13 protein-coding genes are annotated in these 16,641 nt (G+C 64.1%); 7 read left to right on the plus strand and 6 right to left on the minus strand.

The features are described from left to right. Positions 1 to 35 precede the first annotated feature (35 nt). A complete protein-coding gene (locus JQ624_RS10550) occupies positions 36 to 869 on the minus strand; it encodes a cytochrome c oxidase subunit II (protein ID WP_212418819.1) in 834 nt (277 codons plus the stop codon). Positions 870 to 1,406: 537 nt separating this feature from the next. Between JQ624_RS10550 and JQ624_RS10555 the strand changes: the two genes are divergently transcribed. After that, positions 1,407 to 2,315, plus strand: a complete 909-nt coding sequence (locus JQ624_RS10555; protein WP_212418820.1) for a DUF2189 domain-containing protein — start codon at positions 1,407 to 1,409, stop codon at positions 2,313 to 2,315. 496 nt (positions 2,316 to 2,811) lie between these two features. On the opposite strand, the gene JQ624_RS10560 is transcribed toward JQ624_RS10555, so the two are convergent. After that, complete coding sequence (locus JQ624_RS10560; RefSeq protein ID WP_212418821.1) at positions 2,812 to 3,999, minus strand: DUF2125 domain-containing protein; 1,188 nt, start codon at positions 3,997 to 3,999, stop codon at positions 2,812 to 2,814. 110 nt (positions 4,000 to 4,109) lie between these two features. Here JQ624_RS10560 and JQ624_RS10565 point away from each other — a divergent pair, with 110 nt between their 5' ends. From JQ624_RS10565 to JQ624_RS10580, 4 genes are all read left to right on the plus strand, one after another. Further along, positions 4,110 to 4,715, plus strand: coding sequence for a gamma-glutamylcyclotransferase (locus JQ624_RS10565; protein WP_212418822.1), 606 nt, complete (start codon positions 4,110 to 4,112; stop codon positions 4,713 to 4,715). 69 nt (positions 4,716 to 4,784) lie between these two features. Then, positions 4,785 to 5,099, plus strand: coding sequence for a hypothetical protein (locus JQ624_RS10570; RefSeq protein WP_212418823.1), 315 nt, complete (start codon positions 4,785 to 4,787; stop codon positions 5,097 to 5,099). Between the two features lie 153 nt (positions 5,100 to 5,252). Beyond that, entirely contained in the window at positions 5,253 to 6,686 is a 1,434-nt protein-coding gene (locus JQ624_RS10575) for a class I SAM-dependent methyltransferase (RefSeq protein WP_212418824.1), read from the plus strand. After that, positions 6,683 to 9,655 carry a sulfatase-like hydrolase/transferase gene (locus JQ624_RS10580; protein ID WP_212418825.1) on the plus strand — a complete coding sequence of 991 codons (2,973 nt, stop codon included), beginning with the start codon at positions 6,683 to 6,685 and terminating at the stop codon, positions 9,653 to 9,655. The genes JQ624_RS10575 and JQ624_RS10580 overlap by 4 nt, the downstream gene beginning before the upstream one ends. 36 nt (positions 9,656 to 9,691) lie before the next feature. On the opposite strand, the gene JQ624_RS10585 is transcribed toward JQ624_RS10580, so the two are convergent. From JQ624_RS10585 to ftsE, 3 genes are all read right to left on the minus strand, one after another. Then, positions 9,692 to 10,408, minus strand: a complete 717-nt coding sequence (locus tag JQ624_RS10585) for a YdcF family protein (protein ID WP_212418826.1) — start codon at positions 10,406 to 10,408, stop codon at positions 9,692 to 9,694. Positions 10,409 to 10,627: 219 nt separating this feature from the next. Beyond that, a complete protein-coding gene (locus JQ624_RS10590) occupies positions 10,628 to 11,599 on the minus strand; it encodes an ABC transporter permease (RefSeq protein ID WP_212418827.1) in 972 nt (323 codons plus the stop codon). Continuing rightward, entirely contained in the window at positions 11,592 to 12,251 is a 660-nt protein-coding gene (gene ftsE, locus JQ624_RS10595) for a cell division ATP-binding protein FtsE (protein ID WP_212418828.1), read from the minus strand. Before ftsE ends, JQ624_RS10590 begins: the two co-directional genes overlap by 8 nt. A 252-nt stretch (positions 12,252 to 12,503) precedes the next feature. On the opposite strand from ftsE, the gene JQ624_RS10600 reads away from it, so the two are divergent. Further along, the gene (locus JQ624_RS10600; RefSeq protein ID WP_212418829.1) at positions 12,504 to 13,388 is read left to right on the plus strand and encodes an MJ0042-type zinc finger domain-containing protein; all 885 of its coding nucleotides are present in this window, start codon (positions 12,504 to 12,506) and stop codon (positions 13,386 to 13,388) included. A 40-nt stretch (positions 13,389 to 13,428) separates the two neighbouring features. Continuing rightward, complete coding sequence (locus JQ624_RS10605) at positions 13,429 to 13,806, plus strand: response regulator (protein WP_212418830.1); 378 nt, start codon at positions 13,429 to 13,431, stop codon at positions 13,804 to 13,806. Between the two features lie 126 nt (positions 13,807 to 13,932). Here the strand turns inward: JQ624_RS10605 and JQ624_RS10610 are convergent, their stop codons facing one another. Continuing rightward, on the minus strand, positions 13,933 to 16,518 hold the full coding sequence (locus JQ624_RS10610) for a TIGR02302 family protein (RefSeq protein WP_212418831.1): 2,586 nt from the start codon (positions 16,516 to 16,518) through the stop codon (positions 13,933 to 13,935). Between the last annotated feature and the right edge of the window lie 123 nt (positions 16,519 to 16,641).

Below are 16,641 nucleotides of genomic sequence, written 5' to 3' on the forward strand. Positions count from 1 at the left end.
TCACGCGCCCAATCTATCTTTGCAGCGGCATTTTCTTACTTGCCGCCGGATTCGTAGGTCGCCCTCATCACGGCGTTTCGGCCTGACAATTCCGCAAACGTCTTCTGCTTCTCCAGCCAGGCGTGATACTCACTCTCTTCGTCGACGATAACCTTGGCGCGCATCTGCGCATGCGCAGCGCCGCATAACTCGGCACAGAGAACATCAAACGTTCCGGTTCGGATCGGGGTCATCCAGAAATAGGTGACCATGCCTGGGACCATGTCCATCTTGGCGCGGAACTCGGGCACATAGAAATCGTGCAGGACATCGAGGGAGCGGAGCAAAACCTTGACCGGCTTCCCGACGGGGAGGTGCAAGTCGTCACTTGCGATGACAACGTCGTCCTGCCCATGCTTATCGTCGGGGTTCAACCCCATGGGGTTGTCGGAGCTGACGAAGCGAACATCGGTTGTGCCCATCCGGCCGTCCTTACCGGGGAGGCGGAAGCTCCATTGCCACTGCTGGCCCATGACCTCGATCTCGGTGGCGTCCGCCGGAACCGTGACGAACTGGTGCCAGACAAACAGGCCAGGCGCCAACATGGCTGCGACGCCGATCCCAGTCCCGACGCTGAGCCACCACTCGAGCTTCTTGTTTTCCGGATTATAGTGTGCCTGTCTTCCTTCCTTGTGATGAAAGCGGAAGACGCAATAGGCCATGAAAGCGATCACCGCGAAGAACACCACGCCGGTGATCCAGAACGTGATGCTGATGGTGTGGTCGATGTAGCTCCAGTTGGTGGCGATCGGCGTCCACCACCACGGGCTGTAGATGTGAAACAGCACCGAGCCGACCGCGACCAGAAGCAGTACGATAGCGACAACCATCCCTCGCTCCTTCTTGCCACTAAAGGCAACGGAGACGAATCAGAGGGCGGAGCACACACTCGTCTTGATGGCCGACTTCACATGCGCCATCGCAGTGCGTCTTGCCTCGCCCATTTGGCCGGTCGCGACATCAAAACGTGGCACGGAGCACACGTTACGACCGCTAATCATCGGATCCGGGCGTCTGGAAATTAAGATGATCCGCATCGCGCCGCGCGTCAATAGATCAATAGAGAACGTTGGAATGCGCCACACTGGTGCCAGCACAATCGCTCGATGATGACGCAATGCACCAAATGACCGCTGGCGTGCACAATTCACCTAGCCGCGAGTGCAATTTTCGTGAGTGCTATTTGTCGCCAATCGCGCTAAACTTCTTTGGCAGGTCGCGACAAGTTTCGTCCGGCTAAGCTCCTTTCGATGAACTTGGGTTTGCCGTACTCGGCTCGACCGCGACTCTCGCACATCAATGCGGAGACACGCGGGTTGCGGCGCGTCGTTTGAACGCCGCTACTGCGAGCACGGGAGGTTGCGTCCATGGCCACCACGTATTCCGACAACATCGCAAAATTTGGACGGCACGTTTTCGGCGACGCCGCCACATATCCCATTCGCAAGATCGAACTATCCGACCTGGGCGAGGCGTTGCGCCTCGGCTGGGAAGACTTCAAGGCCATGCCAAGTCACGCGGTTGTGGTGTGCGTGATTTATCCCGTTCTCGGTATTGCGCTGTTCAGGATGGTCCTTGGCTATTCGATACTGCCGCTGCTGTTTCCGCTGGCGGCCGGGTTTGCCTTGCTTGGACCCTTTGCCGCGATTGGTCTCTACGAGCTCAGCCGCCGCCGCGAGCGCGGCGAGGATGTCGGCGTATGGGATGCGCTTCACGTGCTGCGCGCCCCGGCTTTCGGCGCCATGATCGAACTCGGCGTACTCCTGCTCGTTCTGTTCGGAGCCTGGATCGGCGTAGCGAACGCTATCTACGTCACAATCTTCGGCCACGCACCGGCTGCGAGCATCCCCGATTTCGCAACGCGCGTGCTGACGACGCCGGAAGGATGGTCGCTCATCATCGTCGGTTGCGGCATTGGTTTTCTGTTCGCGGTCGTTTCGCTGTGCGTCAGTGTCGTGTCGTTTCCGTTGATGCTCGACCGGCATGCCACTGCGATAGACGCCATCCGGACGTCGATGCGGGCTGTGATGATGAATCCGGTTGCCATGGCCGGGTGGGGGCTGATCGTCGCGGCGCTGCTGGTGATCGGTTCGATACCGCTCTTCGTCGGTCTCGCCGTCGTTCTGCCGGTGCTCGGCCATGCCACCTGGCATCTGTACCGGAAAGTGGTGGAGCCGAATCCCAACCCTCCACAGGAAGAACCCCACCTGCGGAAAGGACACCGCTACGCGGCGGATTTCCCGGCCAATCTGTTCCCGTGGAGCCGCGAGCGCTAGCTCGTAATGATTGAACGGATCCCGGAGTCGCACCGCCGATTCGTATCTACCCGGCGAAGGCCGCCGCTTGGCGAATTGCAGCTTGGCTGGTTGAGGCTAGAAACCGGCCCCCGATATCAACAGAACTGCACCGAGTGCCATAAGGAAAAGGCCCGGCCAATTCGTTCCGAGCCCCAGGAATCGCAAGCTGCGCCGTGGCGGCTCCAAAGTATCGCGAGCGGGCCGGGAGGGATCCCGGCCACTAAGCGGTCCCCGCCAAATAGCGGTGCGTGCCATGTAGAGGATTCCGCCGATAACGAGGAGCGCGCCAAGTCCCATCAGGAACATTCTCGCCTCCCTATTTGCCGCTGCCCCGCGCAATACAACCGGACTCAAGAATCCAGGCTCGAAAACGTTCCCGGCCAAGCGCTGTAATCCAACAGCTCGCTGTCCGACTTGAGTCCGGAATGCAAACCAGAGCGGGCGTCCATCGACCACTCTGAATTGGGTTGACGTCCTAAAACAGCGGCGGCACCTGCCCGACTTTCAGCGGACCCAGAAACACCGCGCCGTCGACGAAGCGCAGCGGGAAGGCGCGGGCCTTTTTGCCTTCGAGCTCCGCCTCCTTGCCGAGCGAGTTGATGCCCGCGGCGACGCCGGCATTGGCGTTCTGCTTGACGACCTTGCCGAGGCCCGGGATCGCCTTGTCGAGCGCGCCGAACATTTTGTTGAGGTCCTGCGTCTTGACGCCTGGCGCTACGCGATCGAGCGTTGCCTGCGGCACGCCCTCTTCCAGCATCTTTTCGATGCCAAGCGCCGGGATCACCTTCTCAATCCCCGCCACCGTCATCTGCAATTCGCCGTCGATCCGCCCCTGGGCGTTAAGGGTCAACGTGCCCGCGGCCATCGAGATCAGATCGCCCTGCTGAACCCGCGAGCGCACGATCTCGACATGGCCGCCCGCCGCCTGGATTTCCCTGAACCGTTCCGGCCAAGGCTTTGGCTTGAAATCCTTCAAGCCGCTCAACCTGGTTTGAACGTCGACATCGAACGGCGCAGCCAGCACCGGGTGCACTTCCTGCACGCTGCCGCCCGCTATCTGCAACACGGTTTCAATGACGGGACGATCCTGCGCCGAGCCTTCGGCGAACCGGCCGTGCAGTTCGGCATGGCCGGCGCGCGCGAGCGGCGTCTGCACCGGTCCGTTGATACGGTCGATCGAGGGATTCTCGAACACGATGGAGGCGCGCTGCGGAATGTCGGGCAGTCCGCTGACGCTGCTGCGGCCGGTGGCCCAATTCACCTTCAGCGACGGCGGCTGGCCGCGATCGGCCAGCGTGGCCGGCGCCTTGAATTCGGCGATCAGCAATTTCGGTTGGTAGATCTGCGCGATCACCATGATTTCGCCGAGCCGCGCGGTGAACGGCGCCTGCGCGCCCGCCGTCTGCGATACCAGCGCGACGCTGGCGTCGTCGCAGCGGACTTCGAGGCGGAACGGATAGCCCGCCACGGAGCGCTTGCCGCATTCATAGACGCGCCCGGATTTTGCCTCCTGCGCCGCCCACGCGTCGGCGCGCACGCCGACCTCGGACGCGGCATAGAACCAGAACGCGCTCCATGCCGCGGCGGCGACGACGAGCAGTGCGGGCATGATGAAGAGGCGCCACAGCGGGCGCCGGCGCGGCGCGGGGGTCGTGTCAGGCATGCGGCGTCCTTTGGCTAGCGATTTTGTCAAATGTAAGCATCCACTCCCCACAACAAAAGGCATTGATTTCACTTCGCTTTGTCGTTCCGTTCTGGTAGCGGTGCGCGGGCATGTCCGCGAACGCTCTCAACGATACGGAATTCTCGACAGGCGACCTCTGGGTGTTCGGCTACGGCTCCCTGATGTGGCGCCCGGGCTTCGAATTCATCGAACGGGCTCCGGCGCGGCTGATCGGCGAACACCGCGCGCTCTGCGTCTATTCCTTCGTCCATCGCGGCACGCCGGAGAAGCCCGGCCTCGTGCTCGGTCTCGACCGCGGCGGCGCCTGTCGCGGAGTCGCGTTCCGGGTCGCGGAGAAGAATCGCACAGCCACCATCGCCTATTTGCGTGAGCGCGAGCAGGTCACCTCGGTCTACCGCGAGGTGAAACGATCGGTGTGGCTGGAGAACGAGGCGCGCCAGCGTGTCAGCGCACTCGTCTACGTGGTCGACCGCGGCCATGTGCAATATGCCGGGCGGCTGTCGCCGGCGGAACAATTGCGCCATGTGCTGCAAGGGCACGGCCAGTCCGGCGTCAACCGCGACTATGTTCTGGCCACCGTGAAGGCGATCGAGGCGGAAGGTTTTCGCGATTCCCAATTGCATCGGCTGGCGATGATGCTGCACGATCAGCATCGGCTCCATCCACCCGTTCAAGGCGCGCAAGATGCGCCCTAACCCGGCGCGCGCGGCCCGGTGGGCGGCCCCCCACACGCCGCCTTACGAAATTGCTAACCGGTTCGCTTCTTGGTAGAAAAACGTCACACTCCCGTCGCCAGCGATTCCGTCCTCGAACCCATTTGCCAAGGGCCTGCCGGAATGACCGAAAACCCGAAGAACATCGGCTCGGCTGCCCTGCTTGGCGGCGCGTTCTATTTGATTTCGACCTGCCCGAGCTTCGCCTATCTGGATCCGGGTTCCGGCAGCATGCTTCTGACCGCCATCCTCGGCATCCTGGCTGCGACGACCTACACGTTGAAGGGTTACTTCCATAAGGTAACCGCCCCGTTCCGCAAAAATCGTCCCGAAGCCGGCGACCCCGCCGGGCAGACGAAAGATTGAGCGCTTCGTCCGTTGCGTGAGATGAACATTGCGTGAGATGAGGCTTCCTGAAGAGAGACTTCCTGAAAACAGACTTCCTGAAAACAGACTTGGAGAGCTCGCTCTCGAATTGGCGCAATGGCCCCTCGCCGCGACGAATAGAATTCGAAGGACATGACCCCCGAGCACGGCTCATTTCGCGACGCGAGCAATCGAGTTTTCTATCACCATGGCGAGGTGTTCCGCAGCTTGAGCGCGGAAGCAGCCGCCAACTGGCATCAGCTCCGGCAAACGGCTTTCTTCCGGCGGCTCATGGAAAGCGGCGCGGTCGTCGGCACCGAGACGGAGGGTCGCTCCGACGTACCGGCGCGGGTCTCCGGTCATTGGGCCGCGGTCCTGCGGCACGAGCGGATCCCCTTCATCTCCTATCCCTATGAATGGACGTTCGGGATGCTGAAGGATGCGGCCCTGCTGCACCTCGACGTTCTCGAGCAGGCGCTGGAGAACGGCTGGACGCTGAAGGACGGCTCCGCCTACAATTTGCAATGGCGAGGGCAACGGCCGGTCTTCATCGACGTCTCGTCATTCGAACCCTATCGCGACGGCGATTCCTGGACCGGATATCGCCAGTTCTGCATGATGTTCATCATCCCCCTCCTCCTCAAGGCGCATCGCGACATCCAGATTGCGCCGCTGCTACGCAGCAATCTGGAAGGCGTCGATCCGGAGGAGGCGCTGAAATTCATCTCCCTGCGCGACATTTTCCGCCGCGGCGTCTTTACGCACCTCTATTTGCACGCCCGCCTGCAGGCCCGCGCCAGCCGGGCCGAGGCGCGGACGACTGCCGCGGATGCCGCGCCGGCAAAATGGCCGGTCCGGCAAACGCGCGAGATGACGCTGCGCATGGTGCAATCCATCAAGCGGATGGTCGCGAAGCTCGAACGCAGGCGCGGCGAGACCGCGTGGTCCGCCTACGAGAAGACCCATTCCTACGACGACGTCTCGCTTTTCGAAAAGAAGGGTTTCGTCGAACGGCATGTCCGCGGCAAGCGATGGCGGATGGCCTATGATCTCGGCAGCAATACGGGCACTTTCGCGCGGCTGTGCAGCGATCACGCCGATCACGTCATCGCCGTCGATGAGGACGAGCTCGCCGTCGACACGCTGTACCACCGGCTGAAGACGGAAAGACCTGACAACGTCACGCCGCTGGTGATGCAGCTGGGCAACGTATCGCCGGACCAGGGCTGGCGCGGCCGGGAACGGAAATCATTCGACGACCGCGGCAAGCCCGATCTTATTCTGTGCCTGGCGTTGATTCATCACATGGTGATCACGGCGAATATTCCGATGCAGGACTTTCTGCAGTGGATTCGCAGTTTCGATGCGGCGGTCGTGCTGGAATTCGTGGGGCCTGAGGACGAGATGACGTTGCGCCTGCTGAGAAACAAGAGAAACAAACATCCCGACTATACGCTAGCCCAGTTTGAATCCGCCGCCGCTTTGATGTTCGACATCGCCGACAAGGCGCCGCTCAAGGAAGGCCGCAGGCACATCTATTTTCTTCAGCCGAAACCAGCGTCGGCTCCATCCCCGAGCGCGGCATGAGCGTGACGATCACCGAAAGCGCGGGCCCACGCGCGCAAAACTCGTTCCTGCTGCATCTCGCACTGTCCGCCATTGCCGTCGCGCAGCCGTTCTATTCGGTCACCGGGCAAACCCTGAACTTTTTCGTCGCCTGGAGAATGACCAGCGCCGAATTCATCTTCTGCATATTGCTGATTTATATCGCGCCGCCGCTCGTCACCTGGCTGCTCGTCCGGCTCGGCTACCGTTTGCACAGGCATCTCGGACGGGGGCTGTTGTTCCTGGTTCTCTGGTTCTACCTGTCGCTGATCTGCCTGATGGCGGCGAGTCACTTCGCGCACAGCTTGACACTCGCGCCGGGCAACCAAGCGACGCTCGGGATCTGCGCGCTGCTCCTGATCGTATCGGCCTGTCTTGCTGCATTGCTGCTTGCAAGGCCGAAAATTCAAGGATTCGTCAGGTTCTTTGCCGTGACGACGGTCGTCTTCCCCGCGGCAATCATGCTCCATGCCAACGATTTGGGCGTGATCCGGTTTTCCGAGGCGCCGCCGGCCGAAAAGATAACGACAGCCGACCGGCCCAACGTCATCCTGATCATTTACGACGAACTGCCGGTCACCACGATCCTCGACGCAAACGGCCTGATCGATCGCAACAAATTTCCAGACTTTTACCAGTTCGCTCAGGGTGCGACATGGTTTGCCAACGCGCGTTCGACGTCGGGACATACCGAGACCGCAGTGCCCTCGATTCTTGCCGGACGAACGCGCAAACACGAGGTGCCCGCGACCTACCGGAGCTATCCGGAGAATATTTTTCACCGGCTAGGCCCAAGCTACAACGTTCTCGACCTGCAATTCGCGACCGACCTCAATCCAGCAAGACCGCTGGGCTGGCAGACGGAAGCACCCGACGGCCAGGAAAGATTGGGCCGGATCGCTCTCGATATCGCGATCATCTTTGGGCATGTGGTGGCGCCGCCGCAGCTCGCAGCTGACCTTCCACGGATCGACCTGCAGCACAATCGCTTCGGCGAGGACGCCCACAGGTCGCCGCACGGCCTTCGTCATCACGAAAAATTCGTCGCCGCGCTGGCCGGGGCGAAACAGCCGTTTCTGGCGGTCTATCACAACATCTATCCGCACAATGGCTGGTCGCACTACCCGTCAGGACGCCCCTATCAGGAATCCCGGTGGGGCGACTACCTGTCGCTCAAGGACCGCAGGGACACGACACTGGGCGACGACAACGTCAGGGTCATGCACGACTACAAGGCCCATTTGCTGCAGTCGATGCATGCCGACAAGTTGTTGGGCGACCTGCTGGTGCAGATCCGGGCCAATGGGCAATACGATCATTCAATCGTCGTCGTCGTGGCCGATCACGGGGTCTCGCTATGGCCGGGCGAAAAGCCGCGCGATCCCAGCGAGCTTCGCTTGCCCGATGTCCAGGCCATTCCTCTGCTCATCAAACTTCCCGGGCAAACCCGCGCCGGAATATCGCTCGACCCGGTGCATACCGTCGACATCTACCCGACCATCCTCGACTATCTCGGCGTCGCCATTCCGGAGAGCCTGCAAGGCAGATCGCTCATCAAGACCATTCGCGATGCAGCGCCGGCCGAGACGGTGAAGTCGACACCGCATCGCGACGACCCGACCCTGAAACGCCGCCTGGAGTGGTTTGGAACAGGGACGTCGATGGCCGACCTGCACGGGCTCGGCAAGTTCAGCCGCTATGTAGGGCGTCTTGTCGACGAGTTCCAATTCACCCGCCTGCCTGACGCCGCCGTGCATCTGTTCGGCGCCCGCTTCAACCGCTCTGGTCCGCACCTTTCATTGCGCATCGACGCGCAGATCAATGGCGGCGCGCAGAGCGGCGAAACCCGCAACATCCTGGTTGCGCTGGGGGGCCGAATCTGCGGGGCAACCCAGACGACGGACCTCGAGGTGAGCGGACTGGCGAACTCGTTTACGCTCGTCGTCGCGGAGGATTGCGTGGACCTGCTGAACAAGGGAATCAGGGTCTTCGCTGTCGGCTCCGACGGGCAACTCGCGGAAATACCCATCGAGGGCGGGCTATCCACAACGGTTGCGACAATCGATCGGATGCTCGCAGGTCTGGCCGAGTTGATCGGAAGCCTGCAGCGCGCAGGAGAAAACGGTGAAGGGCCGACGGAACTCGGCGCATTGCGCGAACGCGGCGTAGCTGTGCCCGAGTTGTTTGTGCGGGACGGCCGGCTGGCAACGCTGTGGGGTGACGTCGTGCTGACGCGCGACGGGCGGACGTGGGTGGTGGATCTGTACTCCGCCCCGAAGGATGTCTGTAAGGCCATCTATCTCGGCGCCAACACCATCCCCGGCGTAGTCCGGATCGCGGCATCGGCCTCCGCGCGGGACGAGACCAACCTTCCGGTAACGGCCGAGCAGGCCGACGTCGCGTGTTCGAATACGGAATCCGACATCGTCCGGATCATTGCGGCCGAAGCGCGCGCCCCGGTCGACCGCTCCCCCTTGCCTGTTCCAACCGATCGACTGCTCGCACAACTCGCTGAATTCATCGGCGGTCTGGACAAGGCTCCCGCCAGCGACCAGGGACGGATGACCCTGCAGGCGCTGCGCCAGCTAGGCGTTGCCGTTCCAGATGGGTTCGTCAGGAATGGCGAGCTGGCCTGGCCATGGGGCGAGGCTGCCCTCACCCGCAGCGGGGGAGAATGGGTCCTCGATCTGCATTCGGCGCCCAAGGAGGTATGCAAGGCGGTTCAACTGGGCGCCAATGGAATTCCGAAGATCGGCCGCATCGCCACATCGTATCGGGCAGAAGACGAGGCGGTGATCCCGGTGACCGCCGAAAGCGCCGAGGCGGCGTGCTCGGACAGGGAATCGGGCGTCATCCGGATCATCACGGCCGATACATCGATAACCCGCCTGGCGTTGGATAAACTCGCGGCCGCCTGGAGAAGACTGACGCGAACGCTCGGCGAGAATTAATCTCGCGGGCATTGACGGCAAAGACGAGGGGGCCGATCAGTTGGCTTGCGCCGTCGCCGGCCGGCGCGGCGCCGGCGCGGGCTGATCGGAAAGTTCGGGCGCCAGGTCGATGCCCCCACCGGCCAACCGCACGCGCACCTCGGCGGCGACATATTTCGCGTATTCCGACAGCAAGAGACGCAGCGTCGCGCCGCTGGTCCACCATGGCTCGTCGCGCCATCGGTCGCCGACCACCGCGAACGGAATCAGCGTGACGTCCGGGATCGCATGCGACAGCTCCACGATCGCCCGCGGCATGTGGTAGTTCGACGTCACCACGATCAGCGATTTGAAGCCCCGCTCGCGGACCCAGCGCCGTGTCTCGGCGGCGTTGCTCCTGGTATTGACTGCCGAACGGTCGAGATCGACGCAACAGCGCAACAGCAGCGACTGGTTGTCGGGCAGCGAGCGGGAAATATCGCTCACCGCGTTGGTCGGATGCACCCCCGAAATCAGCAACCGCTTGCCGTAGCCGCCGGCCAGCAATTCCATCGCATCCGACACCCGGGACGAGCCGCCGGTCAACACCACGATCCCGTCGGCGTTGCGCGCCGGCTTGATTTCGACGCCGCGCAGTTGCGAGAGAAAGGCGATGAAGCCCACGGCCGCGCCGACGAACAGGATCGCCATGGTGCCGACGATGACCGCGCGCAGCCACCCGCGCGGCCGCGTGGCCGGCGCCCTCGGCGTGCTGTCGTCGTACTGCAAACCCATATGGTCCGGCGGTCCTCTTCCCCTTGAGCCGCGTTTCGATGGAATCGAAACGCCGCTCCAGACTCCTGATTTGACGCGTTTTCTTGACGCGAACCGGTCTCCACTTCGCTTGAAAACGCTTTAGCCCAATTCTAGAAGGTTTTCAGACGAAGTGGAGTCCCGGCCTACCCCGGATCATGTCCCGAAGGACATGCTTTGCCGGAAAACGTCATTGGCCGGTCAATCGATGTCGTCCAGCGTGGCGAACAGCGTTCGCCGCGAGGCCCAGGCGGTAATGGCGGCGATCGCCACGGCCTGTACCGCGAGCGCCAGATAGCCCGAGGGCGGCAGCGAAAACGTCCCCAGCAGCGCGGCGAATTGATCGCCGACGGGGGTGCCCGAGAACCAGGCGGCGATCGACTCGGAGAAGCCGAAACCCAGCATCGCGGCGCCGCCGCCGATCAGCCCGCCCTCCAGCCCGAGCCTGAGAAAATGCCGCAGGAAATGGTTGGCGATGTAGCGGTCGCCGGCGCCGACGAAGTGCAGCACCTCGACGATCGGGCGGTTCGCCGCCATCGCTCCGCGGGTCGCGAACGAAACCGAAATGATCGTCGCCGCGATCACCAGCACGAGGATGCCGATGCCGGCCAATACGGTCGCGCCGGTCATCGAGCGCATGCGCTCGATCCAGGCGCGGTGATCGTCGACGCTCGCCGACGGCGCCACCTGCGTCACTGCCTTGCGCAACGCCGCGAGATCGAGCGTAGTGCCGGGCTGCACGCGCGCGACGACGACGCGCGGCACCGGCAACTGCTCGATCGACAGCCCGCTGCCAAGCCACGGCTCCAGCAACCTGGCCGATTCGTCCTTGGTGAACGGCTTGACCTGGACGATGCCGGGCTGCGTCCGCATCGCCTCCGCCGCCGCGGTCACATCACGCTCGAGGTCGCGCCCGGCCTGCGGGCGCACCTGCATGGTGATTTCGCTGGCGACTTCCGACTGCCACTCCGCGGCCGATGCGCTGACGAGCAGCACGGTGCCGGTGGTGATGGAAGCGAGGAACGTCATGATGGCGACGACGGCGACCAGCGCGCGGCCGGAGATCGACGCCCGCGGCACGATCGGCGACATGTTGCGCGCCCGCGCCGGGACCTGCGGGCGCTCCGTCCCGAGATCCACAAGCGGCCCGTGCTCGTCACCCATCCTACTCATAGATGTGCAACCGTCCCTGGTGCAGCACCATTCGCCGCGCCTCGTACTGGTCCATCAACGTGATGTCGTGGGTCGCGATGATGACCGCGGTGCCCAGCCTGTTCAATTCGATGAACAGCCGCAGCAGGCGCCGGCCGAGCGTCGGGTCGACGCTGCCGGTCGGTTCGTCCGCCAAAAGCAATTGCGGCCGCGAGATCACCGCGCGCGCGATCGCGGCGCGCTGCTTCTCACCGCCCGACAGGATCGGCGGCAGCGCATCCATGCGCTCGCCGAGGCCGACCCACCTCAAGAGGTCGATCACCTCCCGGCGATAGCTGGATTCCTCGCGGCCCATCACGCGGAACGGCAGCGCCACGTTCTCATAGGTGGTCATGTGGTCGAGCAGGCGAAAATCCTGCAGCACGATGCCGATCCGCTGGCGCATGTTGGCAACCTGATCCTTGCCGAGCAGCGAAACGTCCTGGCCGAACAGATTGACGAGACCGCGCGTCGGTCGCAGCGACAGAAACAACAGCCGCAGCAGCGAGGTCTTGCCCGCGCCCGAAGGGCCGGTGAGAAACTGGAAGGAGTGCGCCGGAATCAGGAAAGTAAGGTCGCGCAGAATCTCCGGGCCGAGCCCGTACCGCAAACCGACATTTTCGAACCGAACCAAGCTCAGCTCCGCTCGACATGAACCGTGGCCGAGCCCTGCTCGGCCTTGACAGTGGCCGGGCTCCGCCCGGCATGGGCCGCGGCCGTAAACCCCGGACTTGAACCTGAACCTGGACCCGAACCTGGACTTTGGGCTCGTGGCCCGCTGGTTTGGGAACCAACCGGACAAAACGGTTTTGCGGCCGTTATGGTTTCCGATTCGTTAACGGTCGCTATGTAGCATCCGGACAAAGACACGATAGAGATGGGCTCCATGCATATCGTTTGCCCTCATTGTACAACATCCTACGCCATCAATCCGGCCACCCTGGGGCCCGCCGGACGTACCGTCCGCTGCTCGCGCTGCAAGGAAACCTGGCTGGCGCGGTCCGAGGACGCGATCGAAATGGCGGTCGCCATGCCGGCCGCCATGCCAAGTTCGGCGCAATCGGCCCCCCCGGCGGCGAACGATGCCGCGGCCGAGTGGGAGGCGCTGGCGCGCGAGGAAGAGGGCCAGGACACCCCGGTGGTCGACAGCCCCTCGATTTCGGCCGGCTGGCCGGCCGAGGGCGAAGGTTCGCAACCAGGCGGCAACAGCGACTGGCCGTCGGCCGCCCGGCAGGATGCGGAGGATCACGAGGAAGTCCCGATCACCACGCACCGTGAGCGGTTGGCCCGCCTTTTCCGGCTGCCCTCCCTGCCCCGCATCCCCTTGATGGCGTCCTTTGGCCTGCCGACCGCCTGCGCCGCGATGGGCGCGCTGATCCTGGCGCTGATGATCTGGCGCGCCGAAATCGTGCGGCTGCTGCCGCAAACCGCGACGTTCTACAAGATGGTCGGGCTCGAAGTGAACCTGCGCGGGCTCGCGTTCAAGGACATCAAGGTCAGCAACGAGACCGTGGACGGCAAGCCGGTCCTGGTCATCGAAGGCACGATCGTCGGCGAGACCAAAAAGCCGGTCGAATTGCCGCGGCTGCGTTTTTCCGTCCGCGACGCGCAGGGCACCGAGATCTACGCCTGGAACGCGGTGCTCGAACAGCCGGTGCTCAAGCCCGGCGAGCGCGCCTATTTCAAGTCGCGGCTGGCTTCGCCGCCGCCCGAAGGCCGCAATATTGACGTACGCTTTTTCAACAAGCGGGATCTGGCGGGCCACGCCTGAACCAGGCCGCCTGTTCCGCTGAGGCGAGAGAGACGACTTCATGCCACGCGTGCTGATTGCCGATGACGAGGATTCCATGCGCTCGCTGGTGGCGCGCGCCATCGCCATGGACGGCCACGAGACCGTCACCGCCGAGGACGGCGCCGAAGCGCTCGATATCCTGACCCGCGAACGAGGCACGTTCGACCTACTGCTGACCGACATCCAGATGCCCGTGATGGACGGCATCGCCCTGGCGCTGACGGCGGCGCGCGATTTTCCCAACCTGAAGATCCTGTTGATGACGGGTTTCGCCGATCAGCGCGAACGCGCCTCCGGCCTCAACGCCATCGTGCACGACGTGGTGACGAAGCCGTTCTCGGTGCATGACATCCGCACGGCTGTAGCGGACGCGCTGGCCGCGAGGAAGGCGGGGTAGCTTCGCCCTACCATCTCTCAGGCCGTCATTGCGAGGAGCAGAGCGACGAAGCAATCCATTACCGCACACGCCGAGCCATGGATTGCTTCGCTACGCTCGCAATGACGATGGTGAGAGCCGAGCCGCTCAATAATCCTTCAACAGCCGCTCGATGTAATCGAGTTCGATCTGCGGCCGGGACGGATCGGCGAGACGGCGCCGCAGTTCTTCGAGGATCCGGCGCACCCGCTGCACATCGATCTCGCCGGGGATCTTCACCGTATAATCGTCGGTGAATTCGTTGTTGCGCATCGGCCGTCCCAGCGGATCGGTCGAGTTGGCTGCGCCCTGCTGGCGGCCCCTGGGATTGCCGGGGCCGTCGCCCGGCTGATCGCCGTCACCTTGCTGCATGGCTTCCGCCAGGCTCTGGGCGCCCTTGCGCAGCGCTTCCAGCGCCCGCCCTTGCGAGTCCACCGCGCCGTCGGCATTGCCTTCGCCGAGCCGGCCGGTGGCATCGCCCATCGCCGAATCGGCCTGATCGAGCCCGTCCTCGCCGTCGCCCTGGTCGCCGCCCTGGCCCTGCTGGCCCTGTCCCTGTTCGCCGCGCTGGCCCTGCTGGCCGCGCTGGCCCGGCCCCATGCCGCGCTTGGCGAGTTCTTCCTGCAATTTCTTCAGCCGGTCGCGCAGACCCTGCTGGTCCTGCTGCAGGTCGCTCATGCTCTGGTCGCCCTGCTTGCCGCGCATGCGGTCGCGCCTGGAATCCTGGCCCTGCTTGTAGGTCTTGTCGCGCAATTGCTGCTGCTTGCGGATCATGTCGCCGAGTTCGTTCAGCGCCTGCTCCATGTCGTTGTCGCCCTGGCCGGGCTGCGCCATCTGCAGGTTTTCCAGCATCTGCTGCAGCTGTTCCAACAGTTGCTTGGCGGCATCCTTGTCGCCGGACCGCGACAGCCGCTCCAGCCGGTCGAGCATGCTCTTGAGATCCTGCTGGCTCAGCATCTTGGTGTTGGGATCGAGCGGGCGCGCCAATTGCTGCGGGTTGTTGCGCAGCTGCTCGGCGAGCTGGCGCAGGAAATTGTCCAGCGCGGCGCGCAGATTGTCCGTGAGCTTCTTGATCTCCTCGTCGGTCGCGCCGCGTTCCAGCGCCTGCTTGAGCGCCTCCTGGGCCGCACGCAGCGCCTTGTCGACATCGCTGATGTTGCCGTCCTCGATGGTGACGGCGAGCGCCCACAGGCTGGCGACGACCTCGCGCAGGGCAGCGTCGGTCCGCGCCGCCTCCAGCTGCCGCGACACGCTGAAGAGGCCAAGATAGTGACCGGTCTCCGGCGTGAACAGTTCCGGCGCGATCATTAGCGCATCGAGCGCGGTATAGACCTGCGCATTCTGGTTGGCGTCGAGGGCCAGGATCCGGCGCTGCTCGATCAGGGCGCGCGCCAACGGCTTGGTGAACAGCCGCTCCGGCAGCCGCATGTTGAAGGGCTCGCTCTTGCCTTCATTGCCGGCCTCGTCCTTGGCCGTGAGCCTCAGCGTCACATCGGCGCCGGCATAGGGATCCTCGCTGAGATCCTTCACCGTCTGGCCGACGCCGTTACGGGTGCGCGCGTTCGGCAGCACCAGCGCAAACTGCGGCGGCTCGAACAGCGGCCGCGGCTCGGCCTTGTCGGCCTCCTTGCTCTTGCTTTCCTTGGCCGCATCGGGGTTGCGGGCGGCGAATTGCGCGCGCGCTTCGGTGACGCCGTAATCGTCCTCGAGCTTGTAGGACATCTGCAGCGAGCCGCGGGCCTGGCGCTCCGGATCCTTGGCAAGTGAAATGGTCGGCGCACGGTCGGGCGTGGCCGCGAAGCGCCACAGCGGCTGGCCGGACGGCGCGCGGACATGTGCGGTGCCGTCGCCTGTGATCTTGAAATGCCGTTCGTTGGTGCCCTTCGGCGCCTCCTCGCTCGGCGCGATTTCGGTCACGCCGCCGCCGACCACTACATCGATGGTGCCGCCGCTGGAGCGCACCAGCAGCGTGCTACCCGAAGGCACCGGCAACGGCGCTCCGCTGTCGGGCGAAGCCGCATCCCTGGCGGCGGACAGAATCACCGGCGGCTTGCCGGTATAGACCGGCGGGGTCACCCAGGCATCGACCCGGACGTTGGCCGGCGCCAGCACGCCGTTCCAGTCGAACGCGGCGGCAATGCGCAAAGTGCGCTCGTCGCCGGCGGCGACATAGGCGGCCGCCAGCATCACCATGACCAGCGCGCGCAGCGCCCAGGGATCGTGGATCGGAAGCCGCGGCGACGGCAGCCCGGCGCGGATCCGCTTGATCGAGGCCAGCGTGCGCTCGCGCTGCTCGCGCCACAGCGCCTGCGCGATCGGGTCCCTGGTCGAGAGCGTATCGGTCAGCGCGGTCGCCGGGCGATGGCGGATGCCGGTGCCGCGGTCGAGCCGGCTCAACGCCTCTTCGCGGGTCGGCCAGCGAAACCGCGAAAGCGGGAACAACGCGGCCAGCGCCAGCAGGATAAACAGGCCGATGCCGATCGCGCGCGCGAGGAACGGCAGCGCCAGCCACAATCCGGCCCAGGACACCACCAGAAACAGTCCAACGACGCTCAAAAACCGGGCGAGACCCGGCCAAGCGCGTTCCCACGCGATCGCATATTGGGCCCGTTGCAGGGCCTGCGTCAGCTGAAGCCGTGCGACAGCATCCGGCTCGCGCGCGGGCTGTGAGGGGTCGGGTGAGGCGCCGCTCAATAAACTCTCCAGGTTACCGACAAATCACCCTAGCACAGCGGCGGCAATGAGGCACCTGTTCCCGAGGTAACCCACACCCGGAAATACGCATAACACGAAGGCGTGACTGCAGGCCGCCCACCC

The sequence above is a fragment of the Bradyrhizobium sp. AUGA SZCCT0283 genome (assembly GCF_018130385.1).
Lineage (GTDB): Bacteria > Pseudomonadota > Alphaproteobacteria > Rhizobiales > Xanthobacteraceae > Bradyrhizobium.